General features: G+C 49.3%; 19 protein-coding genes. 9 read left to right on the forward strand and 10 right to left on the reverse strand.

Going from position 1 to position 26,679, the window contains the following annotated elements; translation table 11 throughout:
- Window positions 1-48 precede the first annotated feature (48 nt).
- From C7T94_RS04820 to rfbD, 3 genes are all read left to right on the forward strand, one after another.
- Window positions 49-1,995: a polysaccharide biosynthesis protein gene (locus C7T94_RS04820; RefSeq protein ID WP_107214108.1), complete on the forward strand. Its 1,947-nt coding sequence runs from the start codon at window positions 49-51 to the stop codon at window positions 1,993-1,995.
- 109 nt (window positions 1,996-2,104) lie between these two features.
- Complete coding sequence (locus C7T94_RS04825) at window positions 2,105-3,724, forward strand: gliding motility protein RemB (RefSeq protein ID WP_107214680.1); 1,620 nt, start codon at window positions 2,105-2,107, stop codon at window positions 3,722-3,724.
- Between the two features lie 78 nt (window positions 3,725-3,802).
- Complete coding sequence (gene rfbD / locus C7T94_RS04830; protein ID WP_107214110.1) at window positions 3,803-4,687, forward strand: dTDP-4-dehydrorhamnose reductase; 885 nt, start codon at window positions 3,803-3,805, stop codon at window positions 4,685-4,687.
- 12 nt (window positions 4,688-4,699) lie between these two features.
- On the opposite strand, the gene C7T94_RS19285 is transcribed toward rfbD, so the two are convergent.
- Window positions 4,700-4,969 (reverse strand): hypothetical protein, encoded by a 270-nt coding sequence (locus C7T94_RS19285; protein WP_162618547.1) that lies wholly within the window; start codon window positions 4,967-4,969, stop codon window positions 4,700-4,702.
- A 539-nt stretch (window positions 4,970-5,508) separates the two neighbouring features.
- Here C7T94_RS19285 and C7T94_RS04835 point away from each other — a divergent pair.
- From C7T94_RS04835 to C7T94_RS04845, 3 genes are all read left to right on the forward strand, one after another.
- Window positions 5,509-6,876, forward strand: a complete 1,368-nt coding sequence (locus C7T94_RS04835; protein WP_107214681.1) for an undecaprenyl-phosphate glucose phosphotransferase — start codon at window positions 5,509-5,511, stop codon at window positions 6,874-6,876.
- Window positions 6,877-6,957: 81 nt separating this feature from the next.
- On the forward strand, window positions 6,958-7,653 hold the full coding sequence (locus C7T94_RS04840; protein ID WP_107214112.1) for a hypothetical protein: 696 nt from the start codon (window positions 6,958-6,960) through the stop codon (window positions 7,651-7,653).
- A gap of 54 nt (window positions 7,654-7,707) precedes the next feature.
- Window positions 7,708-9,339, forward strand: coding sequence for a hypothetical protein (locus tag C7T94_RS04845; RefSeq protein ID WP_107214114.1), 1,632 nt, complete (start codon window positions 7,708-7,710; stop codon window positions 9,337-9,339).
- A gap of 355 nt (window positions 9,340-9,694) precedes the next feature.
- On the opposite strand, the gene C7T94_RS04850 is transcribed toward C7T94_RS04845, so the two are convergent.
- Together C7T94_RS04850 and dxs are read right to left on the reverse strand one after the other, a co-directional pair.
- Window positions 9,695-10,270 carry an OmpA family protein gene (locus C7T94_RS04850; protein ID WP_107214116.1) on the reverse strand — a complete coding sequence of 192 codons (576 nt, stop codon included), beginning with the start codon at window positions 10,268-10,270 and terminating at the stop codon, window positions 9,695-9,697.
- A gap of 57 nt (window positions 10,271-10,327) precedes the next feature.
- Window positions 10,328-12,256, reverse strand: a complete 1,929-nt coding sequence (gene dxs / locus C7T94_RS04855; protein WP_107214118.1) for a 1-deoxy-D-xylulose-5-phosphate synthase — start codon at window positions 12,254-12,256, stop codon at window positions 10,328-10,330.
- 130 nt (window positions 12,257-12,386) lie between these two features.
- Here dxs and C7T94_RS04860 point away from each other — a divergent pair, with 130 nt between their 5' ends.
- From C7T94_RS04860 to C7T94_RS04870, 3 genes are read left to right on the forward strand one after another with little or no spacing between them, the layout of a single operon-like run.
- The gene (locus C7T94_RS04860; protein ID WP_107214120.1) at window positions 12,387-13,154 is read left to right on the forward strand and encodes a segregation and condensation protein A; all 768 of its coding nucleotides are present in this window, start codon (window positions 12,387-12,389) and stop codon (window positions 13,152-13,154) included.
- 48 nt (window positions 13,155-13,202) lie between these two features.
- The gene (gene glyA, locus C7T94_RS04865) at window positions 13,203-14,474 is read left to right on the forward strand and encodes a serine hydroxymethyltransferase (RefSeq protein ID WP_107214122.1); all 1,272 of its coding nucleotides are present in this window, start codon (window positions 13,203-13,205) and stop codon (window positions 14,472-14,474) included.
- 20 nt (window positions 14,475-14,494) lie between these two features.
- The gene (locus tag C7T94_RS04870; protein ID WP_107214125.1) at window positions 14,495-17,257 is read left to right on the forward strand and encodes a PAS domain S-box protein; all 2,763 of its coding nucleotides are present in this window, start codon (window positions 14,495-14,497) and stop codon (window positions 17,255-17,257) included.
- Window positions 17,258-17,426: 169 nt separating this feature from the next.
- Here C7T94_RS04870 and C7T94_RS04875 read toward each other — a convergent pair whose 3' ends face one another.
- The 7 genes from C7T94_RS04875 to C7T94_RS04905 all read right to left on the reverse strand — a co-directional run bounded on the left by C7T94_RS04875 (window position 17,427) and on the right by C7T94_RS04905 (window position 26,525).
- A complete protein-coding gene (locus C7T94_RS04875; RefSeq protein WP_107214127.1) occupies window positions 17,427-18,119 on the reverse strand; it encodes a ComF family protein in 693 nt (230 codons plus the stop codon).
- A 46-nt stretch (window positions 18,120-18,165) separates the two neighbouring features.
- Window positions 18,166-19,215, reverse strand: coding sequence for a dual-specificity RNA methyltransferase RlmN (gene rlmN / locus C7T94_RS04880; protein WP_107214129.1), 1,050 nt, complete (start codon window positions 19,213-19,215; stop codon window positions 18,166-18,168).
- A gap of 124 nt (window positions 19,216-19,339) precedes the next feature.
- A complete protein-coding gene (locus tag C7T94_RS04885; protein WP_107214131.1) occupies window positions 19,340-19,837 on the reverse strand; it encodes a DinB family protein in 498 nt (165 codons plus the stop codon).
- Between the two features lie 88 nt (window positions 19,838-19,925).
- A complete protein-coding gene (locus C7T94_RS04890; RefSeq protein ID WP_107214133.1) occupies window positions 19,926-20,615 on the reverse strand; it encodes a helix-turn-helix transcriptional regulator in 690 nt (229 codons plus the stop codon).
- Window positions 20,616-20,733: 118 nt separating this feature from the next.
- The gene (locus tag C7T94_RS04895; RefSeq protein ID WP_107214135.1) at window positions 20,734-22,137 is read right to left on the reverse strand and encodes a glycoside hydrolase family 30 protein; all 1,404 of its coding nucleotides are present in this window, start codon (window positions 22,135-22,137) and stop codon (window positions 20,734-20,736) included.
- Window positions 22,138-22,189: 52 nt separating this feature from the next.
- Window positions 22,190-23,608: a RagB/SusD family nutrient uptake outer membrane protein gene (locus C7T94_RS04900; protein WP_107214137.1), complete on the reverse strand. Its 1,419-nt coding sequence runs from the start codon at window positions 23,606-23,608 to the stop codon at window positions 22,190-22,192.
- Window positions 23,609-23,618: 10 nt separating this feature from the next.
- Window positions 23,619-26,525 (reverse strand): SusC/RagA family TonB-linked outer membrane protein, encoded by a 2,907-nt coding sequence (locus C7T94_RS04905; protein WP_107214139.1) that lies wholly within the window; start codon window positions 26,523-26,525, stop codon window positions 23,619-23,621.
- Window positions 26,526-26,679 lie beyond the last annotated feature (154 nt).

Raw genomic sequence — 26,679 nt, forward strand, 5'->3', positions numbered from 1 at the left:
GGTATCATTTTTATACTTACCTTTGCGTAAATTTACAACTGAAGAAAATTGTTTCAAAAAATAAACATAGTTCCCCGCTGGATTATCTTCCTGTTAGACCTTGCCATCTGCACGTTCTCACTCATCTTTGCGTACGGCCTTCGCCACAATCTTGACCTGACATCTGTCGAGGTTCCGGAACTGGCCAGGAATCTTCTGATCATGGGTGTGATTACCTCTCTCGTCTTTATCAACATCAAGACCTACGCAGGCATCATCCGCTATACGAGCGCACAGGATTCCTTCAGGATATTGTTCTCCGTCATCATCTCCAACGGTACCTTTTTTGTTCTGAACCTCTTCTTTATTTCCTTTACCAATCGGTCATTTATACCCAACACTGTTCTCATCACCAACGGATTAACCAGTTTTCTCTTCCTGATTACCTACCGGGTTATGATCAAGTACTTTTTCATGTACATCAAAAACCTGAACCTGGATAAAAAACGCGTCATCATTTATGGCGCGGGCGAAGGTGGAGTGGCAACGAAGCGGACTTTTGACCATGACAACTCTGTCAATAAAGAGATCATTGCCTTTGTTGATGATGACGATCGGAAAGTAGGCAAAACCATAGACAGCATCAAAATTTTGAATGCCAAACGGTTGCCTGAGCTGATCGAGCACCATGAGGTAGACGAAATCATTTTCGCATCCTATACAATTCCTTCAGAACATAAAAACGAGATCGTTGACATCTGCCTGGCGAACGACGTAAAAGTATTGAACATTCCACCGCCGGAAGTATGGACCAACGGGCAGCTTCAGTTTAACCAGATCCAGAACATCAATATCGAGGACCTGCTGAACAGAAAATCTATTGATATTGACATTGAAGGCATTGGCAAGATGCTGCATAATAAACGCATCCTGATTACCGGTGCGGCGGGCTCAATTGGCAGCGAAATTGTCCGACAGCTGATGAAGTTCGAGGTCGGTCTGATCATTCTTTGCGATCAGAGTGAAACTGCGCTGCACGAGCTTTATCTGGAGCTTGACGAAACAAAAAAAGACCAGAATTTCCATGCATTTATAGGCGACGTACGCAATGAGAAACGCATGGACCACCTCTTCAATACCTATAAGCCGCATTACGTTTATCACGCAGCAGCGTATAAACATGTGCCGCTCATGGAGGATAATCCCGCCGAGGCTATCCGCACAAACGTAATGGGAACCAAGATTATCGCGGACCTGTCTGTGAAATACGGTGTTCAGAAATTTGTGATGATCTCTACCGACAAAGCGGTAAACCCGACCAATGTGATGGGTGCCTCAAAAAGGATCGCCGAAATCTACGTACAATCGCTCAACAACTCGCTGAATAGCCCTGATGTGATCTTTAGCAATGGCCTGAGCTACATTAACGAGCTGGATGTGAAGCCGATCACGAAGTTTATCACAACGCGTTTCGGTAACGTATTGGGATCGAACGGCTCAGTTATTCCCAGATTCAAACAGCAGATTGAAAAAGGTGGGCCAATTACGGTTACACATCCCGAAATAACCCGGTACTTCATGACCATTCCTGAGGCATGCCGACTGGTACTCGAAGCCGGCTGCATGGGCAAGGGTGGCGAGATATTCATCTTCGACATGGGCAAGTCGGTCAAAATCGTTGAATTGGCGCGCAAGATGATCCGGCTGGCGGGGATGATTCCCAACCAGGATATCCAGATCACGTATTCCGGTTTGAGACCAGGGGAGAAACTCTACGAAGAGTTGCTGAATGATAATGAAAATACCTTGCCGACACACCATGAGAAAATTATGATCGGGAAGGTGAGAGAGTACTTGTTCTCTGAAGTGTCCAAACAAATCTCCAGCCTGCTTGAATCTGCCAACAAGAATGACGATCGCCAGGTCGTACTCAAAATGAAGTCGCTGGTGAAAGAGTACAAAAGCAACAACTCGATATTTGAGGAGCTGGACGAGCTGATCGGCAAGGAAGCCTAACCTTGACGGTATGTCTATGTAGTTTTGGCATGAACTTCGCGGCTCGTGCCGCAACATATACTTTGTCTCCTACGCCCGGATGCCTGGAGACGACAATCGAAAACCTGGAATGAAAAGATACCTGCTCGCTGCATGTGCGGCCTTTGCTACCCTTGGCGCTTTCGCCCAAACACCCAACGTTCAAATCCCTTACTCGCACGACTTTTACCAGAAATTTAATAAAAAAGTTTACGACGTAAACAGCCGCCTGCACAGCTCGATCCGGGCGTACTTTATGGATGATTCCCTGCTGCGGCCTACTTACGATTCGCTCATGCGGTATGGAACAGATACGCTGAATCGCCGGTCGTGGGTAAGGCGTAAGCTCACCGAAGAGCACCTCGTTAATGCCAAAGGCGATGACTATACTTTTTTTGCTGACTTCCTGCCTGATTTTCAAATTGGATATGATCTGAGCCAGAAAGGCAATACCTGGCTCAATACCCGGGGTTTTCAACTGGGCGGTACGGTTGGCGATAAATTTTCTTTTTACACCAGCGGATTTGAAAATCAGGGTCGTTTTGCGAACTATTACACCAATTTTGTGGAAACTAACCAGGTTGTGCCAGGACAGACCGGCGGCAGCCTTGGCAAGCTTGACGGTGCTACCAAAGATTGGTCGTATGTGTCGGCGCTTGTTTCTTATACGCCAAACAAGCACTTGAACCTGACGCTTGGGTACGACAAAAATTTCATCGGCGACGGCTACCGATCCATGCTGCTTTCAGACGTATCGTCAAATTATAGTTTCCTGCGGTTACGGGCCAGTCTTGGGAACGTGCAGTACCAAACCATCTTCGCCTACATGCTTGATCCGGGTGCAGAACGGCTTACAAACGATCGCCGCCTGGGCGACCGCGGCAAGTGGATGGCCGCCCACTATGTGGACTGGAATGCAACTGACCGCTTCTCTATCGGGTTCTTTCAGGCAGTAACCTGGGCCGATGCCGAACCGGAAGGTAAACGCGGATTTGATCTGAACTATATTCATCCATTTGTTTTCTTACGTCCGCTCGAAAGCGCAAACAGAAATTCGCCAGATAAGATGCGTCTTGGTTTCAATGCCAAGTATGAGATTTTAGATAAAACGACGGTTTATGGACAGTTTATGTTCGATGAGTTTGTAGCTAAAGAGTTTTTTGCAGGCAACGGCTTCTGGGCCAACAAGTATGCAACACAAATTGGTTTCCGCGGCTCTGATCTTTTCAGGGTTCAGGGACTGAACTATCTGGCCGAGTTCAATACAGCGCGGCCGTATACTTATGCTCACTTCAACCGCCTGTCCAACTACTCCAATTACAATCAACCGTTGGCCCACCCGTTTGGTGCCAATTTTAAAGAAGTGCTGGGGATCCTCAATTACAGTTACAAACGTTTTGACTTCAGTGCACATGCCATGTATGCGCGCTACGGCCTGGATGGCGACAGTACCAACTATGGAAAGGACATTTTTAAGAACTATGAAACCAGGTCGGTAGACTATGGCAGCCATATTGGTCAGGGACTGAAAACCAACCTGTATTATGGACAGGCAAAAGTAGCTTACCTGATCAATCCCAAATACAACCTTCGCTTTGAACTGGGCGGGATTTACCGGCGGGAAAGCACTGAACAAATTGGTACGAACAATAACTTCATTGTCACCTTCGGACTACGCAGTACCTTCAGACAACTGTATAGCGACTTCTAACGGAGACATTTCCGGTGTTTGTAAATTCCGCATGAAACATCCGAACCATTTTTGCACTTTTGGCCAAAACCTGAGCATATGAACAACCCGCTTATTTTCGTCTTCGGCGGCACCGGCCAGCTTGGCCAATGCCTGCAGACTGTGATGCCCTTGTATAACCTGGAGAATGTCCGTTTTCTCGACGAAATAGAAGGAAACATCCTGGACGAGAATGCCTTGCGACAGTTGTTTACTGCAGCCAGGCCCGACTATGTAATCAATTGCGCTGCCTATACTGCTGTTGACCAGGCAGAAGATTCGACGGAAATCTGCGATCAGGTGAACCGCGTAGGGGCCGCGAACGTTGCCCGCTACAGTGAAGCGGCAGGCGCTAATCTGTTGCATATTTCTACCGATTTTGTATTCGGTGGCGATAGCCCGAAGCTCCTTGCAGAGGAGGATGCCGCGCTACCCATTAATGTCTATGGGCTGACCAAACTTCAGGGAGAACAGGAAATCGCAGCCCTGACCAACCGTTACTACATTCTTCGTACCAGCTGGCTGTATTCTGAGTTCGCGAATAACTTCACGAAAACCATGCTGCGGTTGGGAGCAGAGCGCTCTGAACTCAACGTCATTGCCGATCAGGTCGGTACGCCAACTTACGCCATTGACCTTGCCCACGTACTTTGTAAGATCATTAGAAGTGAACAACGGCCCTTTGGGCTTTATCACTACAGCAATGAAGGTGTGGCCTCCTGGTATGATTTTGCCGTTGCCATCTTTGAGCTCGGCGGACTGGAAGTAAAAGTGAATCCCATACCAGGAACAGCTTATCCAACGAAGGCTAAACGGCCTGCATTCTCAGTAATGGATAAGTCTAAAATAAAAGAGGCTTTTGGCATCGAAATACCGCACTGGCGGCAAAGTCTGGCGCGGTGTATCACTGCCATTCATAAACAGGATCTTTCATCCGGCGCTTAGCCGTTGAACCGGTTACCGATCGGCAATCCGCGAGCCGGTTTCAACGGCGCAGGTATGCGCCTCACGGTCCGGTTGATCGCCCAGCCTGATCAGCACAAACGGTGCGCTCATGATTGAAACGGAGCAAATAACCACTCGTATGAAAACCTGCGGATAGACAAGCATGCCGATAAAGAATAAAAGGCTAAGCACAAAAATTCCGGATATAATTGCCGTGTTCGCCAAAGAAAATTTTCTCGTTTCCCTCTCACTAACTTGCGTTACATTCATTGACTGGTTCATGGTTCTGCGCTTATCTGTGCCTTGCAATAGTCAATATAAGAAAAGACCGGCATTTGCAAGCATTTTTTATTTTTTTAATGTTAAGTTTTCGTTCTTGCCGGGCTTGAAAATACCCACAATAGGGTATTCATCACTGAGCAACAGTTGCGTACATTTGCAGCGCCTAAAATGATTAGTTTGGTTGATCGTGTGGAATGTCTGAGCTACTTGAACGTGTATCTTACAAGACAAGACAATAAATAGCCAACAGTTGAACACTAGGTGGCTGATTATGAGCAAATACCCATATGTGGGTATTGTATTCGGGCCAAAAGGATGATAAATTTGAAGAGTAGCGAAATATTGAATGTTTTTTTAGGTTTTAGTGCCATTTTTGTCGCTAGAACATTGGAGTTTGAGCCTAGAAATTCCTTTGTCTATAAAAATTTTTCAAATTTTTGTTCGAAATATATACATAACAATACGAGCATTCTGGAAATAGTAAGGGTTTTTGTTAAGAACACTAAATTATTGAAATTATGCTGATAACGCCCGCTCTCATGCAAACAAGGAACATCTTTTTGTTAAGGATGGTACTCAGTATCTCGGATCTATTCCTGCTGAATATTGTTTTTGCTTTTTCCTTTTACTTTCTTGGGTTTAAACAGGGAATGGATCTGGTTGTGCTGAAGCACTACCTGGTTGTATTCAACTTGCTTTGGCTTTTGAGCTGCGTCATTCTCAGAATGTACAGCAACGAACAGTTGCAGACTCCTGAGAGTGTTTATCGCAATACTTGGCGGGCCGTTGTGATTCACGTTTTGTTGCTCTTCGCATATATCGGGCTTTCGTCTGAACGTGAAATCTCATGGAAGTTGTTCCTGGTGAACTATGGTTTACTCAGCGCCGGTTTCGTCGTAAGTCGTCTTGCAGGAACGGTACTGATGATGCGGTTTATCAAAAAGGAAGGGCGCAGAAAGCAAGTTGCTGTTCTCGGGCGAAACAAAACAGGGATGCGTTTGGCGGCCTATTTTAAAAAATACAACCGTAACTATGCATTCGAAGGCTTTCTCGATGAGAAGTCGGGGCTATATGTGAATGAACAGGGAGAAATTTTTCGTGAGGCTTCTGAGCGTGGCATCAACGAAATCTATGTGTCCTTGTCGCCTCAGGAAATGGCCTCTGCAGGTAGCCTGGTGAAAGAAGCTGAAAAACAGTGTCTCCGTTTAAAATTTGTACCTGATATTACCGGGTCGATCAATGAGCCGTTCGATATCAGCTATATGGACGGGTTTCCTGTAATCAGCCTGCGCAGCGAACCGCTGGAAGAAATGGAGAGCCGTTTCAAAAAGCGCTTGTTCGACATGGTTTTCAGTACACTCGTCATTGTTTTCGTGTTAAGCTGGTTATACCCAATCATTGCACTGGCGATCAAATTACAAAGCCGCGGTCCGGTATTGTTTAAACAACTTCGCAGCGGCCGCGACAACCGGCCTTTCTGGTGCTTCAAATTCAGAAGCATGTATGTGAACAACGACAGCGACAGCAAACAGGCCCGGAAGGGAGATGCCAGGATTACGCCGATAGGCCGCTTTCTTCGCAAAACAAGTTTGGATGAATTGCCGCAGTTCTTCAATGTACTGATGGGCGAGATGAGTGTGGTTGGGCCGAGGCCGCACATGCTAAAACATACAGAAGAATACAGCAAACTGATCAATGGCTATATGGCCAGGCAGTTCCTGAAACCCGGTATTACCGGCTGGGCCCAGGTAAATGGGTTCAGGGGAGAGACGACAGACCCGGCGCTCATGGAGAAGCGGGTTGAGCACGACCTCTGGTATATGGAAAAATGGACGGCCATGCTCGATGTCAAGATCGTATTCATGACGATTATTAATATAATAAAAGGAGAAGAAGCCGCCGGTTAACACCGGCGGATTTTTCCGGTTAAGCGCACCTAAAATAGAGACAAGAAACAATAATTTATCCATCAAATTGACCATTCAGAAATGAAGAGACATTTTACCTCCCTTATACTGGGTTTTGTAGTGGCAGCAGTAACTGGAGCAAGTGCCCAGACTACAGCCGACAGCAGTCGTACCCGTGCCTATCTATCGGCACACGTCGGAACCTCCGGCGCCGGCCTGGACGTTAAAGTAGCCGTTACGCCCGCCTTTGGCTTTCGCGCCGGCGCAAGCATTCTGCCATTTGACTACAACACTGTGATGTCGGTACGTGCGCAACCTGCCAAAATCGATATTCAGGCTGATTTCAACAATGCGCACCTGATCCTCGACTGGCATCCTTTCCTAAAAGAAAAGGGACTTTCGAAAAAAGCTTTCGTAAGCCTTGGTGCCGGATATTTCTGGAAAGCTGAAGGTACCGGCACCGCCTCGTATGACGGTACTTACCAATACGGCGATATTTCGATCCCAAGTTCTGAACTAGGCGAATTAACTGGCGTTGTAGAGTGGAACAAAGTGGCCCCTTATGCAGGCATTGGCTTTGCAAACCCGTTTCCAATGCGCAAGGTTAATGTGAGTTTTTCGGTAGGCGCATTCTACATGGGAAGGCCGGATGCTACGCTGACAGGAACCAAGCTGCTTGTTAACACCCAGGCAAACCAAAGACAATTTGACGAGAACATGTCGTTTTACAGGTTCCTGCCGGTTGCACAGGTTAGCCTTAATTTTTCCCTTTTTTAAGCAAATTCATCACAGCTCCCCGGACTGTTATAAACCGGGAAAATTTTTACAGATATGAAAAAGATTTTTACGCTTTTAAGTTTAACGTTCCTGCTGGGCATTTTGAATTACGGTTGCCGTAACCCTGCCTACCAGTTGAATGTGTTGTTCGATGGTGACGTAATCAAGTACAAAACCACGATTATGCTTGTTGAAGCCGATGGCGCTGCCTTGCCAGCCAACCTTAAAGTTGCCGTTAGCGGACAGGATGCCGCCAACGTCTATGACTTTGCCGGTCTTAAAGCCATTACCGCGCCTAACGGTGTGATCACACTTGGTATCGATCCAAAAATTGAGCCGACGGCGACCAGGCCGCTGCAATTCAATGTGCAGGTTACGGCTGATAATTATGAGCCCAGGAATATTCCGGTTACCATTCTGCCGAACCAGTTCAGCCAGATCCTGCGTGCCGCCATGCTGAAAGTAATCAGCAATACCCCAGCTTCGGCGGTTAAAACCGTAGAAGTCGGATTAACAGGTGGTGCCACGACGGCACCGGTAAGCCTTGTAACGCCTGCTACAGGAACCGTTACTGAAGTAACATCCATCAGCATTCCTGCTGGTACTTCTTTCCGCAACGCAGCTGGCGAGCTGCTTTCAGGCGGTACGTTGACTGCCCGCGCCATTAACTTTGACGCAGGTAACCCAGCTGCACTTGATATGTTCCCTGGTGCTGACCTCAGCTCGCCTAATGTTAAAGGTCCTGACGGGCAAGTAGGTTCCGCTTTCTTTGTTCCTGCAGGTTTCACAGATATTGACATGTTCGTAGGGGGACAGGAAGTTAAGACCTTCTCTCAAGATATTAATGTGGGCATCCAGATCAATCCTGACTTTCAGCCCGTAGGTACAACCGAAGACGTTAAAGTAGGTGACAAACTGGTTGTTTACAGTTATCAAAACAGCACCGGTCAATGGCAGTATGAAAAAGAAGTTACTGTTACCCGGGATGCGTCGCAAAAACTTGCAGTTGCTTTCGCAACTAATCACCTTACCGTATTTTGCGTAGGTAACGTGGTGAGCACAAGGAACTGTGCGCCGTCAACGTTCACTTTCACAGCACCATGGTTGGGCTCAAGTACGCTGACTACCGCGGTACAGCTGTTCCGTATGGATGGTGAGACTTTGCTTGACGAAGAAACTGTCATCGTTAGTGACGGTCGGGTTGTTCCGGTTACAGGTCTTCCTCCGTTTGCTGTGCGCTACAAAGTGCTTAACGCCAGTACACGCAATGTACTTGCTGAAGGTACCATTAATAGTGCTTGTAACGGTGGGAATATTGGTATCACACTCGGCCAGCCGGGTCAGCCTGTTCAACAGGTTACCTTAACGCTGGTGGTGAGCTGCCCTGGAGTAGGACCGATCGTGCCACCAAGCTTCACCTTATTTTACAAACCGGCAGGTGCACCAGCTTCACAATATAAGTTGCTTGGCGAGGTACAAAAAGGCATGCTTAAGACCGTGATGCTTACTGTCGGTTCAAGCTATGACTTCCGGGCGAACTGGGGTAACCAGACGAAGACGGTTAACAACAAAACCATCACCAGCCTTGACCTGTCGACTGCCGTTGGTGAAGAGTTCGACTTCTTCGGAACCAATACGCCGCAGTACAACAGATCACTGCTGATCGAAGCTTGTAAAAACAGATAAGAACATTAATTTATAAGGGAAAGCAGCTCAGCAATGAGCTGCTTTTTTTATGTCCTTGCTTTTCGTTCAGGGAAGTTGTTTGTGTCGTTTTTGCCACCGCTCAAAAAGAGGAGGGGCTGAAGAGCTCACCTCAATTGGCTGCGGGATGATCAGCCGAAAGAGCAAAGACGCAGATCCGTGGCTGGGCCACGGGATACCATACGCGTGGAGAGGCGGAGTCATGCCGCAGCAGGGGTTTCCAGTGTAGCGTGTGTTGAAAGGGTAACTTTATAAAACCGTCATACAGACCGCTGGGCAAAAAAAAATCCTCATCAATTGACGAGGACCCTTAATCTATTTACCGCAAGCGAAGCGCTTATTTTTTACGCGCGGTCAGGTGTACGCCAGGTTCCTTACCTGTTTCGCCTTTACCGGCCGTAGCAGGCTCAGGCGCCGTCATCTTTAACTGGCTTGCAGGTACCTGTACATTCTTAATCATAAATTCCCGTACGGCTTTGGCACGTTCATCTGCCAGTTTGTTGCCGGCGGCATTGCTGCTTACACCCGCAATTTCCAGCGTAGACTCAGGAAATGATTTGGTAAACGTTGAAGCTACCGAGCGGATTTTTGATTGAGCGTCTGCATCGAGCGCGGCTTTACCCGGTTCAAATACAATGCTCTCGTCGATGGTATAGGCCTGTAAGTTGTCGCTGTTGGTTGCAGATGAGTCTGAAACATGCAGATTGGCATCGGGTTTAGGTTCAACACCTGACCAATTTGCATTGATCTCACTTTCAATGGTAGATGAGTCCCTGGCAGCACCCCGGTGGTCTGAGGAATGGTCGCTTTTACCGGTAGTAAAAATAATTACCAGTACGAGCGTAACAGCTATAGCACCCAGAGCCAGGTACCAGTTTTTTGGAGTTTTAGGTTTTTGTTCATGGACAGCCATAGTACTTAAGTTTTAGTACTAATGGAAACAGCGTTCGGGCGCGAATGTTTGATTAAGCTAGCCGGCCATGGTCTTGGTAGCCCTTATTTTGGCCATTCCCCTGACAGTGGTAATAATGCTTTCCGTATCGTAGCCGCACTCTGCCCACAATTCGGGCTGCTCGCCGTGTTCGATGATCCGGTCCGGAATGCCGAGCCTGATCACCTCTGCATGATAATTGTGGTCTGCCATAAACTCCAGCACTGCGGTGCCCATGCCGCCCTGTAAACACCCATCTTCTACGGTGATCACTTTTTTGTAGGTCGTAAAGACCTCATGCAATAGCCGCTCATCAAGTGGTTTCACAAAACGAAGGTCATAGTGCGCAGGGTAAATTCCTTCTGTATTGAGCTCCCTGCAGGCCGTAACGGCAAAATTCCCTACATGGCCGATGGTCAGGATCGCTACTTCGTCGCCCGCGCAGATCATACGTCCCTTTCCAGGTTCAAGCGCCTTAAAAGGACGTTTCCAGTCGGCGAGTACCCCGTTTCCACGCGGATAACGTATGCTGAAGGGGCCCATGTCAGGTAATTGTGCCGTATACATCATGTTTCGCAGCTCCTCTTCATTCATGGGAGCGCCAACGATCATGTTTGGAATGCAGCGCATAAAGGCCAGGTCGTAAGCCCCATGATGCGTTGGGCCGTCTGCACCAGCAAGGCCGGCGCGGTCAAGGCAGAAGACCACGTTTAGTTTCTGTATGGCCACGTCATGAATAACCTGGTCATAAGCGCGCTGCATAAAACTCGAATAAATATTGCAGAAAGGCACGAGCCCCTGGGCTGCCAGTCCGGCAGAAAAAGTAACCGCATGCTGTTCTGCAATGCCGACGTCGAAGGCCCGGGTGGGCATGGCTTTCATCATGATGTTGAGCGATGATCCTGAAGGCATGGCCGGTGTAATGCCAACTACTTTCTCATTCGCCTCTGCCAGTTCGACCATGGTGTGGCCAAAAACATCCTGATACTTTGGCGGCTGTGCTTTTGCAGAAACCGGCTTCTTGATTTCGCCGGTAATTTTATCAAATAACCCGGGGGCATGCCATTTGGTCTGGTCTTTTTCTGCCAGGGCAAAACCTTTCCCCTTAACCGTTACGCAGTGCAGCAGTTTAGGGCCGGGAATTTCTTTTAAATCTTTGATGATCGCAGCCAGTCGCTTTACGTCATGGCCATCAACCGGGCCAAAATACCGGAAGTTCAGCGCCTCGAACAGGTTGCTGTTTTTTAACAGCGTTCCTTTGATGCTCTTTTCGATTTTTTTAACAAACTTGTGTGCATTTGGCCCCAGTTCCGATAGTTTACTCAGCACTGTCGAAATATCATCACGAAAACGATTGTAAGACCTGGAGGTGGTAATGCTGGTCAGGTATTCTTTCAGTGCACCGACATTGGGGTCTATCGACATACAGTTGTCGTTCAGCACAACCAGCACATTTGAATTTTCAATGCCGGCATGGTTCAGCCCTTCGAAAGCCATTCCGGCCGTCATCGCGCCGTCGCCGATTACAGCTACATGCTGGCGGTCTTTTTCGCCCTTAAGCTGCGAGGCAACAGCCATGCCGAGCGCGGCCGAGATGGAGGTCGATGAATGGCCTACTCCGAAGGTATCATATTCACTCTCACTGATTTTCGGAAACCCGCTGATGCCTTTGTAAATGCGGTTGGTATGAAACACTTCCCGGCGGCCGGTCAGGATCTTGTGCCCGTAAGCCTGGTGGCCTACATCCCAGACCAGTTTATCGTAAGGCGTGTTCAGTGCATAGTGTAAGGCAACCGTCAACTCGACCACGCCGAGACTTGCACCAAAATGACCGCCATTCACGCTGACCACATCGATGATGTATTGTCGAAGCTCATGGCAGATCTGCTCAAGTTCTGCTTCGGTATACCGCTTAAGATCAGCGGGGTAATTTATAGTGGACAACAACGGACCTGCCTTAACTTCCATATCCTGGTCTGGTGCAAAAATAAGATGCAAAGTAAACTATTTTGTTTTATATATTAACCAAAAAGCTACGGGTTTGTGTGAATAGTTTGAAACAAAACTTCTAAGCCCAATATCGTATATTTGAACCTCAATGGCAAATGACGAGCAAGGCAGTTTCGAGATCCGGCTACCCGTATTTGAGGGCCCGTTTGACCTGCTCCTTTTTTTTATCGAAAAGGACGAACTGCAGATCCACGAGATAGAGATAGCCAAAATTACAGATGATTTTCTGAACTACCTGCACCGCATGACGGCGCTGAATGTAGAACTGGCAGGTGAATTTATCCTTGTGGCCGCTACCCTGATGCGCATCAAGTCAAAAATGCTCTTGCCGCGGCCTGAGCATGACGCAGATGGAAACGAGGTAGACCCACAGCAGGACCTGATCGCCAAGCTCATTGCCTACAAACAGTTTAAAGAAGTGGCCGAAAAACTCAGGGTATTCGAAGATGCGCGGATGCTGCAGTTCAGGCGGGGAAATTTTGAGCAGGACCTGCAGCTGATGGCCGAAACGGCTCCCGCCGCTGTAGCCGATGAACTGCACAGCCTGGACTTGTATAAACTGCTTATGGCCTACCAGCGGGTTAACCAAAAGTATGACTTTCGGAAAGTAGAAGTCAAACACACTGTCGTTCAATATCCTTATACGATCACCCAGCAGAAGAACGTCATTGCGCAGCTTGTTGAAATAAATCGCAGTCTTGATTTTGCATTAATTTCAAAAAATTCAGAGAACAAGGTCCATTTCGTCTATAATTTCCTTGCCATTCTGGAAATGCTGCAGCAAAAATTATTAAATATTCAAATTGGAGCGGGGTTCAACAATTTCACTGTAAGTGCTTATGAATTTGAGGCTTGAAATTGTTGCCGATTCCTTAATTTTGCTTCTTTAAAAACCAACTTATAAATGAAAAGAGATACCCAGATTTTCGATCTTATTAACCAGGAACTCGACCGTCAGGAACATGGGCTGGAATTGATTGCTTCAGAGAATTTTGTGAGTAAACAGGTAATCGAAGCAGCAGGGTCTGTTTTGACGAACAAATATGCTGAAGGCCTGCCCGGCAAACGGTATTACGGTGGCTGCCAGGTTGTAGATCAGGTGGAAACACTGGCTATTGAACGCGCTAAGGAACTTTTTGGTGCTGCATGGGTCAATGTGCAACCGCATTCAGGTGCTCAGGCCAATTCTGCCGTTATGCTGGCCGTACTTCAGCCGGGTGATAAAATTCTGGGATTTGATCTTTCTCATGGCGGTCACTTGACACATGGTTCGCCTGTTAACTTTTCAGGAAAACTGTACCAGCCGCTTTTTTATGGAGTGGTGAAAGAAACCGGCCTGATCGATTATAAAAAACTGGAAGAAACGGCCCTGGCCGAAAAACCAAAACTGATTATCTGCGGGGCTTCTGCCTATTCACGGGAATGGGATTATGCATTCATCCGTTCTGTCGCCGACAAGATCGGGGCGCTGGTGCTTGCCGATATTTCTCACCCAGCCGGCCTGATCGCCAAAGGTTTACTGGCTGATCCCCTTCCGCACTGTCACATTGTAACCACCACCACACACAAAACACTGCGGGGGCCACGTGGAGGTATGATCATGATGGGCCAGGATTTTGAAAATCCTTTCGGATTGAAGACGCCAAAAGGGGAAACCAAAATGATGTCGGCTTTACTGGATGCAGCCGTTTTTCCGGGCACGCAAGGTGGTCCGCTTGAGCACATCATCGCTGCCAAAGCAGTAGCCTTCGGCGAAGCCCTGACAGATGAATACGGCACATACATCAAACAGGTTCAAACAAACGCCCAGGCCATGGCCAAAGCTTTCCTGGAAAAAGGATATGGCATCATTTCGGGCGGTACAGATAACCACCTGATGCTGATCGACCTGCGCAATAAAAACATTACCGGTAAACTTGCTGAAAATGCGCTTGAAAAAGCAGACATTACCGTCAACAAAAACATGGTTCCGTTCGATGATAAGTCACCATTCGTAACATCCGGTTTCCGGGTCGGTACGGCAGCGATTACTTCCAGGGGAATGAAAGAGTCAGACATGCAGGCCGTTGTTGACCTGATTGACCGGGTGCTGGCCGATGCAGAGAACGAAGAAACCATTGCCGCCGTGCGCGCGGAAGTACGGGACTTAGTAAGCAAATTTCCTCTTTATAAATAAGATGACCTGAATTTCCTGAAATGGACGAACCGTCAACCTTCCTGCCCGACGACACGCTTCAGCCATCGCAGCTGGGTGTGCATGGCGTTAGTGAACAGGGACAGGAGCTGGCGTTCGATAATTTTACCAGGCTCGCGGCCATGATCTGCGAGGTGCCGCGAGCCTATATTTCGTTCAAAGAAGGAGAATTGTTGTGGATCCGGTCGGCAACCGGCCTTGAAGAATCGAAAGTATTGCTTGAAGGTACGCTGACGGGTTTCGTGATCGACACCGCAGCATTCTTACTCGTCGAAGACGCAAGTGCCGATACCAGGTTCATGGAGGCTTCAGCGGTAGCTGGAAGCCCGCACGTCCGGTTCTTTGCCGGCATGCCGCTGATCGATGCCGCAGGCAACTGCCTGGGCGCTTTCTGTGTGTGCGACATGAAAAAGCGATCACTGACCGAAGCGCAGCGCATTACACTTGAAACATTGTCAAGGGAGGTCATCCTGCACCTTTCCCTGCGAAAAAGCAACTTTGCGCTTCAGGAACAGCTTACACGCAGCCGGGAATTTGTCGATATCTTCAACCTCTCTCCCGATCTGCATTGTATCCTTGACCGTCAGGGCAAAATCCTGTTTATCAATGCAGCTGTAACCACCATGTTCGGTTACCAGCCTGAAGAGGTCTCTGGCGAAAGTATCTGGACATTCTGCCATGAAGATGATCGGAAGGAACTTTTACGCCTGCTCGAGTCAGGCCTGAAGAACCATGAAAAACAATTTAACATCGAGTTCAGGATCGTTGGAAATTATGCCGAAACCCGCTGGGTCAACTGGAACATGGTCTCGAAAGGGGATCGCTGGTATGGCTATGGCCGGGATGTAACCGAGAGCAAACGTGTACAGAGTGAGCTGCTTCAATTGTCGTTTGTAGCGAGTAAGGTGAACAACGGAATCGTGATCAGTGATGCAAACAGCCAGATAACCTGGGTCAATAACGCCTTCGAAAAAATCACCGGTTTCGGCTCTGAGGACCTGCGCGGCAAACGGCTTGGCGACCTTATAGCAGGGCCGAAAACCGATTTGCTGCTCATTGAAAAGGCGCGAAAGCTTAGCCGGAACAAACAATCATTTACCGTAGATATTCTCGCCTACCGCAAAGATAAACGCCCCATCTGGTTATCGATCTATAATACGGTTGTGCTGGATGAAGAGGGCAAGGTTGATGCAGAGGTAGAGATTATCCTTGACATTACAGAAAAAAAGAAGGCCGAAGAACAGTTGCAGGTCTTGTCGCTCGTGGCGAGCAAAGCGAATACCGGCGTGGTTATTTACAACCGCAGCGGTCACATTACCTGGGTAAACGAATCGTTCGAAAAGTTAAGCGGGTACCCGTTAAAGGATTTGCTGGGTAAGCGGCCAGGCGACCTTTTGGCTGCGCCCGAGACCGATCTGTCGCGAATCGAAGAAGCGCGAAACAAAGCCGGACTGAAACAGCCTTATTACCTTGAGATCCAGGCAAGAGACAAGAGCGGGCGGGGAATGTGGGTGTCGGTCGCCAACACACCCATTGTCAATGCAGAGGGTGAGGTTGAACGCCAGGTCGAGCTGATCACCGACATCACTGAACGCAAAGCATTCGAGGCGGAGATCATTGACGCGAAAGAACAGGCCCTGCGTTTAAGCGAGGCCAAAGAAATGTTCCTGTCTGTCATGAGCCATGAGATCCGCACACCGCTTAATGCCGTGATCGGCATGACCAATCTCCTGCTTGATAACGATCCCAAAGAGTCGCAGCTGGCAGACCTGAACATTTTGAAGTTTTCTGCAGATAACCTGCTTAGTATTATCAACGACATCCTGGATTTTACCAAGATAGAAACAGGTAAGCTGCAATTGGAAAAACTACCCCTCGACATCGTGGCGCTTTGCCGGGATATTATCCAGTCTTTACAGGTAAATGCGGCCAAGCGAGGCAACACACTCCGGTTAAATGCCGGTTCGCTTCCGCTTGTTACGGGCGACAGGACAAGGCTGTATCAGGTGCTCATGAATCTGCTTGGAAATGCGATCAAATTTACTGAAAACGGCCTGATTGAACTCAATGTCAGCGACGTTGGGCAAGCCGACGGCGAAATAAGCCTGCATTTTGAAGTACGCGATACCGGCATTGGCATACCGGCTGACAAACAGGAATATGTATTTGAAGCTTTTACTCAGGCAAAGACAGAAATATCCCGCAAGTATGGCGGCACCGGTCTGGGTCTGGCAATTACTAAAAAACTGCTTGGTCTGCATCAGGCAGATCTTCAATTGCATAGCCGGGAAGGAGAGGGAACAGCTTTCTCTTTCACGATTAGCTTTTCGCTAGCCGCCACCGATGCGGTTCAGATACCTGAAACCAAAGCCGGAGACCTGTATGCAGGAAGACGAATACTTGTTGTAGATGACAATGAGGTCAATATCGTTATTGCCAGGCGTATCTTTGAACGTTGGGGTGTCAAGGTCGATTCGGCCGCTAACGGGCAGGAAGCTGTTGACATGATCCTGAACGAGCCGCCCTACGATATGGTCTTTATGGACGTTCATATGCCGGTTCTTGATGGCTATGAGGCGACGCGGAAGATCAGGGAAATTGGCGGTACGTACCTGGCCAGCCTGCCAATCGTTGCGCTGAGTGCTTCTATTGAAAGAGAGGAAGCTGAGGCGTTTGCTGATAGTGGGATGAGCGCTTACCTGCTGAAACCCTTTAAGCCGGAAGAAGTGCGGAATATCTTTGATGCTTTTTTCACCGCACACTAATTGCCTTCTCATCAAAAGTAAAGGGCCGATATTTTGCTATGAAAATATCGACCCTTACCATCTAAATTAACGCTCTCGATATTATAAACGGGCCCGTTTGGAAAATGTTGCACAGGCAACTGAAAAAATCTGAATTAAATACCAAGGTGCTCGCTGACAACCACTTATGTCATTCTGTGAAAGCCAGTGTAGCCAGGCTTACCGATGCAGCCCCGGCACCAAGCAGCACGAGGGCGCAGGCTTCGGCCGTAGAGCCGGTCGTGACCACATCATCAATAAGTAATACATGCCTTCCGTTAATGTTTGCGGCGGGCTGCAATTCAAATACCTGACGCATGTTTTCATACCTGCTGAACCGGCTTCTGCGGGTCTGGCTGCTGGTTTTCTGCGTTTTGACCAATACCTTGTCGCTTAGCAACAAGTTCGCTGTGGCACAAAGCCCGGCCGCAATCAGCCAGCTCTGGTTGTACCCACGCTTCCGCTCGTTCCTTTTGTACATGGGAACCGGGATAACGTCGTCTGGCCGGGTTAGGGCAGACTGCATAAGTTGCCTGGCCAGCAGGGTGCCCATGAGCCTGGCTAACTCGGGTTTATGGCCATATTTAAGCCTGTGAAGCAGGGTTTGAACGCGCCCCCCCTTTCGGAAATACAGCAGGGCCGTTGCGGCCGCCAGGGGTACGCGCCCCCAGAATTGCCGGGCAAGCCGGTTTTCAGGATCGGTATGGTAATCTGTATAAGGCAGATTATAGATGCAGTCGGTGCAAATTAACGTCTCGCCCCTGAACAGCGGTTTCCCACAGGCCTGACAAGGTTCAGGGAAGAGCAGGAGTGAAAAATCATACAACAAAGCAGCCGCTTTCATAACTTTTATTTCTTAAAAGTTATGAAAATAATTTGAAGGTTAACAGCTAGTTTTTTTCTTTTACCGCAAGTTGGCCACAGGCGGCATCAATATCTTTGCCACGGCTGCGCCTGATGTTGGTAATAATCCCTTTCGATTTGAGGTGGGCAGAAAAGGCCTCGATCTTGTCACCATCGGCGTTTTTGAAATCGGCAAAAGCAATAGGATTGTATTCGATCAGGTTTACCTTACAAGGAATGTGTTTGCAGAACCTGGCCAGTTCAGCCGCGTCTTCCAGTTCGTCATTGAAATTATGGAAGACAATGTACTCGTAGGTAACCGGGTTTTTGGTCTTGGCAAAATAATATTTTAATGCGTCGGCAAGTGCAGGCAGCGAATTCTGCTCATTGATCGGCATGATCTCGTTTCGTTTGCTGTCGTTCGCTGCGTGAAGGGAAAGGGCCAGATTGAACTTAACCTGGTCATCGCCAAGTTTCCTGATCATTTTTGCAATGCCGGCTGTTGAAACGGTGATGCGTTTGTAAGACATATTCAGACCGTCAGGTGCCGTAATGCGGTCTATGGACCGCAGCACGTTCGCATAGTTAAGCAAAGGCTCGCCCATGCCCATATAAACGATATTTGTTAGGGGCACATTGTAGTTCTTTTTTGCCTGCTGGTCGATCAAGACGACCTGATCATAGATTTCATCGGCGTTCAGGTTTCGTTTCCGGTCCATGTATCCGGTGGCGCAAAACTTACAGGTCAGGCTGCAGCCCACCTGTGAGCTCACACAAGCAGTCATGCGATCGTCTGCAGGGATCAGTACTCCTTCTACGATATTCGCATCGGCCAGGCGGAATGTACTTTTGATGGTCTGGTCAGCGCTGAACTGAGAATTGTTCACCTCGACCGCATTAATCACACAGGTTTCCTTCAGTTTCTCACGGAGCTCCTTAGACAAATTGCTCATTTCATCAAAGCTACGCGCTGATTTTTCCCACAGCCACTGATAAACCTGTTTGGCGCGGTAGGCTGGCTGGCTCATGGCCACAAAATGCTGCTGCAGCTGCTCCAGGTTGAGTGAACGAATGTCTGTCTTTTTTGTGGAAACCATTACCTGCAAAATTACCGAAAATTAACTGCAAACCCAGAACGCCGGAAAAAAATGATCCCGGGCCGATAAACGGGCCGGGAGCAGAAAAGACGGGATGACAATCAGTTAACGGTTTACCGGGGCATTACATACCAGGGTCATCGGCACTCGGGCCGTAACTTCCCGGTATAGGAATGTCGAGCAGCCTGAGGTACACACCTAATTGTGCACGGTGGTGAACGGTCTGGCAGAATGCATGGCGTATCGTTTCATACTTGGTCCAGGTGTTGAAGATCTGGTCGCCGCTGCGCAATGTCCAGGTTCCATTCAGGTCTTCTTCTGTTGCTTTTTCGAGCGTGCTGCGGCCTGAAGTCAGGCTATCCTCGAACAGTTGCATGAGTGCAGCGTTGTCGGCCACATCTGTTGGCTTCCACGAGTTCTGGTCAAAGTCGATTTCGTCTGTAGTCAGCGCCATGGTTATCCATCCGGGCAGCTCGGCTATATGGGTAGACAAATTTTTCAGTTTCATGCTTTTTTCATGCGGTGCCCAATCGAATTTTTCGGCAGGAACCAGAGCAAGCATTTTGCGGGTCGTCGTTGCTTCATGAGACATCTCGGTCAGCAGCAGGTCAATGATATTCATGTTTTCTTTGTTGTTTTTGGTGATACAGCAAAGAAAAATAGGGCTACTGACAACCTTATGTCAGTCAGGATCAGAGGGGACTAAAAAATTAATAGTTTACAGGCAACAGCTTCATATAATCATTGATGTGCATGTGGTCGCTGCGGGTAAAATCGAGCTCAAGTGTGCGGATGGCGCGGATGCGTACAAGGCTGAAGTCCCGGTATTCGCGGCGCATGTGGCACCAGGCGATCAGGTGCCAGCCAAATGCATAAAAGATAATGCCGATAGGCTCGCACCTGCGGGTACTCTGTTCCTCTTGCCTGTTCGTGTAACAGAGTTCAATGATTTTTTTTGCAGAAATGGCGGCCTGTAAAACGGAAAGATATTCAAAGCTTAGCTCATAACGGCCTGGCAGCTGCAGCCGTATGTGTTCATTCATGTTTTCAAGGACCTCTTTCTGCGAGGCCTTGAGCACGTTCTTTACCTTTGAAAGGGCTTCGCCATAGTGTTTTTTTATAGAGCGGTCGGCAAATCCGTTTACGAGGCTTTCAACGAGCAGCAGCGCGTTGGCCTCTTCCATATTGAAGGTGATCGGGGGCAGAAAATATCCGCTTGCAATAAAATAGCCTTTATGAGGCTCAAAAGCGACCGGCACGCCCTGCTCATTGAGCGCCCGCATATCGCGGTATACTGTGCGGAGGCTCATTCCGAATTTTTCGGCGATCTGCTCGGCAGATGTGTGTTTTCGCGACTGAAGGTAGGTGAGCAAGCCAAAAAGCCGGTCAATTCGGTTCATGCTTTAAAGATAAGCAAGCGCTTAATTCCTGCCTAATTTTCCTGAGCCAGACTACGCCTGTCAGACAAAAAAAGGGATGAGCAGCGTACTGACATCCCTTTCTTTGTTCGGAAGATCTCTACCAGATAAAAGTAGCGGCAGTTCCGGCCGGAACGCTGGCCGTAAAATGGCGCCCGCTTTCCTCAGCGGTAAATTGCTGCGTGGCGGTAGCGGTGTTCATTACGATCAATACCGTTTTCCCCGCTGGTGTTCTGAAGGCCACATTTGGCAGCCCTGGCAGCAGGTCGGAATCGATTCGCTTCGAACCCGGCGGGACAAACTTTGACGCATGGCCAATCACGTACCAGGCCACATTGCGGGTGATCGTTTGTCCGTCAATAGTCAGCGCGCCCAGGCAGCTCGTGCAACCGCCTTTGTCGGTATGAGGACCGTAGCTGGCATCGGCAGCAACATTCCATTCCAACACGGTACGGCTCCAGTTTCGTGTAGCCCCGATCAGGAGCGTTCCCACATGCCACTTCAGGTCTTCGGCAAAATTCCCCGGTCCGCCGACCCACTGCTCTGTGAAATAAATGTGTTTGTCAGGAAAGGCATTGCGCACTTCTGAAAGGGCAGACAACTTGCCGGCGTACAGGTGAAAAGCTGAACCATAGGTCCATTTGTTTGCTTCCCGATCGCGCAGAACTGTCAGCGGGTAATCGGGCCTGTCGGCATTGTGGTCATAAGCGATGATTTTGGTCCTGATACCGGCTTTTTTGAAAGCTGGTCCGAGCACACGGATGAAAACAGCCTGGTCTTCAGCCGACATAAACATGCTGGGGTTATTGCCCGGGTGCAGCGGCTCATTTTGCGGCGTAATGGCATGGATGGTGATGCCGGCCTTTTTCATGCCCTGAATGTACCGAACAAAATAACGCGCGTATGCGGAATAGTACTGTTTCAGCAGGCTTCCGCCCTTGAAACTCCTGTTGTCTTTCATCCAGGTTGGCGCAGTCCAGGGCGAGCCAAGGATCTTAATTTTCGGGTTAATGGCAACGATCCTTTTCAGCACCGGAATGAGGTCGGTCTCTTCCTCGCGGAGCGAGAACCTGGCCTGAGTCTCGTCGGTTTGGCCCTCAGGCAGCTCGTTGTAGGTAAAAAGCGAGGCGCTCAAATCTGAAGCACCAATGCTGATGCGCAGGTAACTGATGCCAATGCCGGCTGAGGAGAACATCTCGCGCAGCAGGGAATCTTTACGGGCCGCGGGCAAGCGGTTGATCAGCGTTGCGCTGCCTCCTGTCATGGTGTAGCCAAAACCGTCAATTTCCTGGAATGTTTTGCCTGGATTAATACGAATGGCAGTGCCCCCTGCCGGGCCCTTGCTCCAGGCCAGGCGAGTTTCCGATGGACTGAGCAGGCTGCTTTTATCGGGAGTAGTGAGGTAGCAGGATACGGGTAATTGCTGTGCGCCGGCGCTCAACAGGCAAGCCGACAGCACCACCTGCAGCAAAATCGTTTTTAGAGGCGGAAAGGGGAAATACATGTTTTTCTTCTTTTATAAGAGACCCCAGAGGGTCCATATGGGTGTATAATTATCAGCGTGCGTTCGGGTTGCGATCCAGTTCATTTTGCGGAATCGGGAAAAGTAGCTTTTGTGCCGAAACATTGTAATTCAGGTTATTGCCGCTGCCGTCTTTCTGTGCATTCATGACTTCGATGGCGCGGCCGGTGCGAAGCAGGTCGAACCAGCGGTGTCCTTCGAACGCCAGTTCAAGCCTTCGCTCCTTTTCAATGGCCAGGCGCATGGAGGCCTGGCTGGCTGCAGGGGTTCCGCCTAAACCGACCCGGCTTCTAACCTGATCTACAAGCGGTTTGGCCTGTGCCCAGCCGCCTGCCGAAAGTTCATTCACCGCCTCGGCTTTCAGCAAGATGATGTCTGCAAGGCGGATGATGTAGGCGTTCGTTTTGTCGTCATTGCGGTATTTGTTGATGTAGGGATAATTGGCTTTCGGCCAATAATTGTCAGACCACCCTTCGCTGGCAGCATTTTTGAAAGTTACGCTCGCATTTTTGCGCTGCACATCACCTTCGGCATCAAAAGCTGCCACCAGATCATTGGTGGGCGTACAAAATCTTTTCCAGCCGGTGCCCACGATAACGCCCGGCATCCAGTTACCCCGGCCGGTAGGCCCGCCATAACCATCATACTGCATTTCCCAGATCGATTCTGAGTTGTTCTTGTTGTTGCCGGAGAACAGGCCGTCAAAACTGCCGAACAAACTGTAACCGCCGCCAATAACGGCATCAGCGTATTGGTTTACTTTGGCCCAGTCCGGTGCCGGTGCAGACGCATGTACTTTTGCAAGCAGGGCATTGACTACACCCTTCGTTACAATACCCTTGTTAGGGGCTGTGCTGCGTACGCTGGCCAATGCAAACTCCAGATCTCTGATGATCTGCGCATACACCTCATTAACCGGCGATTTTGGCTTTTGCATGTCTTCCAGGCTGGCCGGAGTTTTCAGCACGAGCGGAACAGGCCCCCAAAGCCGTACCAGGTGAAAGTACATGTAGGCACGAATGGCGCTGGCCTCGCCCAAAATCTGGTTGCGCCGTCCGCCCTGATCCAGGACAGGATCGCTGATGTTTGGTACATTTTCGAGGACTTCATTTGCATTTTTTATGTTGCTGTACAGAAAACCCCAGTCCCGGCTTACATTACCGTTCGTCGAGTTGGCTGTAAACAGGTCGATCTGGATGTTTGCGGGGTTATCGCCGCCAGCGTAGGCATTGTCTGCCGTAACGTCGCCGTTGACCATGTAATCCCAGATATGGTAATCGTTATACATGGATCCATATGCCCCTGCGAGCAATTTCTCTGCCCCGGCTGCAGTTGTGAATGCAACACCTGGCGTTACCTGGTTAAAGGGTTGTTTATCCAGGAAGTCTTTTTTGCAGCCTCCTGCTGTCGCGAGGACTAAAGCTGCACCGGATAGATATATTTTCAGTTTCATGTGTCAATAATTAAAAGCCAACGTTTACGCCAAAAAGAAAGGTACGTGCCTGCGGGTAAGTGCCATAGTCAACACCCATCGACGGTCCGTTGGCGCCATACTGGTTAACTTCCGGATCGAGGCCGCTGTACTTCGTGAAAGTGAGCAGGTTGTAGCCTGTAGCGAACAGCATGAGTTTACGCATGCGCAGGCGGCCGAGTGCGGCCTGCCCAAAGTTATACGACAGGGTGGTCGTTTTCAGGCGCAGGTACGAGGCGTCTTCAACAAAACGGCTGGATGTAAGGGAGTTTGCAGAAGACTGGGAAAGCGCCCGTGGAATGTCGGTGATCTGCCCTGCGGTTGTCCACCGGTTCAGCACTGCAGCGCTTTGGTTTTTGCTGTCAAACATGCCTTCCAGATCGATGCGGGAGGCATTAAACAATTGATTTCCCTGTACACCCTGGAAAAAGACATTGAGGCCCCAGTTACCTAATGTAAAACTGTTGTTCAGGCCATATGTGAATTCGGGCTGGGCCAAGCCTATAAACGTACGGTCTGCCGCGTCAGTGCTCCCATTCCCGTTCAGGTCGGCATAAAGGGCAGCGCCATTGGCCGGATTTACACCGTTAAAAATATAGCCATAAAAACTGCCGAGTGGTCTGCCAGCCTCAATGCGCACCGCGGCGTCGCGCTCATAAATTCCTGCGAAGTCAAGCGACTTCTGCGTATTGCCGAGACTGGTCACCTCATTGCGGTTCAGCGAAAAGTTGACATCAGTAGACCAGCTGAATTTTTCGCGAACGAAATTTTTTGACGAAAGCACGAACTCGAGCCCCTTATTTTCCATAGATCCCACGTTGTAAGCCTGAACACCGAAACCTGAAGACGGCGGCAACTGTACGTTGATCAGCAGATCGCTTGTGCGTTTCAGGTAGGCATCTGCAGTAAAGACCAGTCGGTTGTTGAACATGGTCAGGTCCAGGCCAAGGTTGGTTTGCGTGGTGCGTTCCCATCTCAGGTCTTCATTTGCCGGGTTAGATAGCGTGTAATCGCCCTGGGCCGTGATCTGGTAAAGTTTCATGTATGCGTAGTCCCCGATCCCTTCATCATTACCTACCTGCCCCCAGCTCGCACGAACCTTCAGGTCGTCTATGGTCTTGCTGTTTTTCAGGAAATCTTCACCCGAGATTCGCCACCCGGCAGAGAAAGATGGGAAGTACCCGAATTTGTTTTTCGAAGAAAACCGAGAGGATCCGTCTGCCCTGAAGTTCGAGCTGAATAAATAGCGGCTATCCCAGGAGTAGGTGAGCCTGCCCAGGAACGATTGTTTAGACCATTGTGCCTGTTGCGGAATGGTCAGGGCAACCGAGGGTTTAACAGGAGCGCCCGTAGCCTGGTCCAGGTAACGCGACTCCTGGTGTTCGTAATAGCGGTAGTTGGAGGCCTGCATCGTATAACCGGCCGTCGCAGTGAAGGCGTGTTTGCCAGAATTTTTTGTGTAATTCAGGATGTTTTCATTCAGCCAGACATTGTCGTAGGTATCGTTTGTGCGGAAGAGCCCGCGCTCCTGCCGGCCATAGGTGGTCATAAACGGATCAACATAATACCGGTAATGGTTTTTATTCACGTTGCTGCTGATGCTGGACTTAAAGGACAGGTCGCGGGTAAAGTTAAGTTCTGCCGCAAATGCGCCGACAAAACGCAGGTTACGGGTGTTGTTGTCGTTCCCGAAAGCGAGGGCAACAGGGTTGTCCCAGCCACCGGCATTTGGTACGGTGGTGTATTGCCCGTTCGGCGCGAAAATGCCGATGGTTGGCGGCGTAGTCAGGGCTGCAAGGATGGTTCCTCCCCGGGAAACGCCTGCGTTGTCACCTACATCGACCGAATTGCGTGATGTGAGCGCGGCATTGGCCGAAAGTTTCAGCCATTTGTTCAGGCTCTGCGTGCCGTTGAAGTTAAATGTGTACCTGTCCAGTTTGGCGGGTGCCACAGTTCCTTTGTCTTGCTGATAGCCTGAAGAGAAATAGTACTGGCCACCCTTGATTCCGCCTGAGAGTGATACCTGGTAACTGTTCTGGGTCCCGGTACCAAAAGTTTCCTGCTGCCAGTCCGTGTTCAGGTCCCCGCCAAAAGTGGTATAACCAAGCTCCTTCATCAGCGCGATATACTGGTCGCGGTCCAGGACATCCTGCGTTTGCCAGAGGTTTGAGAAACCACTGAAGGCGTTGAAAGCCACCTGGAGTTTGCCGGCAGTGCCTTTTTTCGTCGTGATCAGCACCACACCGTTTGCGCCGCTTGAACCATAGATCGCAGCTGCTGAGGCATCTTTGAGGATCGTCATCGTTTCGATGTCGTTCGGGTTGAGGAAACTGGCATCACGCGAGGTAACACCGTCAATGACATACAATGGACTGTTGGACGCGGTGATCGAGGTATTTCCCCGAATGGTGATCGAGATGCCTGAGCCCGGCTTTCCCGACTGCGATGAAACCTGCACGCCGGCTGCCCGGCCCTGGACCGCCTGCAGTGGATTGGTGATCGGCTGGTTCTCGATGTCTTTTGCAGATACCGAAACCACAGCGGTGGTCAGGTCCTTACGGGTTTGGGTGCCGTAGCCGATAACCACCACGTCGTTAAGTTGCTGGTTGTCGTTGCCCAGGGTTACGTTGAGCACAGCGCGGTTGTTCACGGTTTCTTCGGCCGTTACATAACCGATCGAAGTGAAAACCAGGGTCGCATTGCCGGTTGCACGGATACTGAAAGATCCGTCTGCGGTACTGGCAACACCCTGGGTGCTTCCTTTTACCCTCACGGAAACGCCTGGAATGCCTATTCCTGCTTTGTCTTTTACCTTACCGGTAATGCTTATTTCCTGCGCAAAGAGCAGGCCCGGCAGACAAATCAGGAAACATACAAATAGCGTAATGTTTCTTCTCATAAAATTTGCTGTTAATGATTAAAATATGGGAGTAAAGTTAGCCGGACAGGGGGGATAAAAACAAGAAAATGGCTGGAAATATTTAATGTAACATATTGATTTTTAGTGGTTTGTATTAGTTTTAATACGGTTCAATACCGTAAGCTCTGAGGGC

The sequence above is a fragment of the Pedobacter yulinensis genome (genome assembly GCF_003029735.1).
Taxonomy (GTDB): domain Bacteria; phylum Bacteroidota; class Bacteroidia; order Sphingobacteriales; family Sphingobacteriaceae; genus Pedobacter; species Pedobacter yulinensis.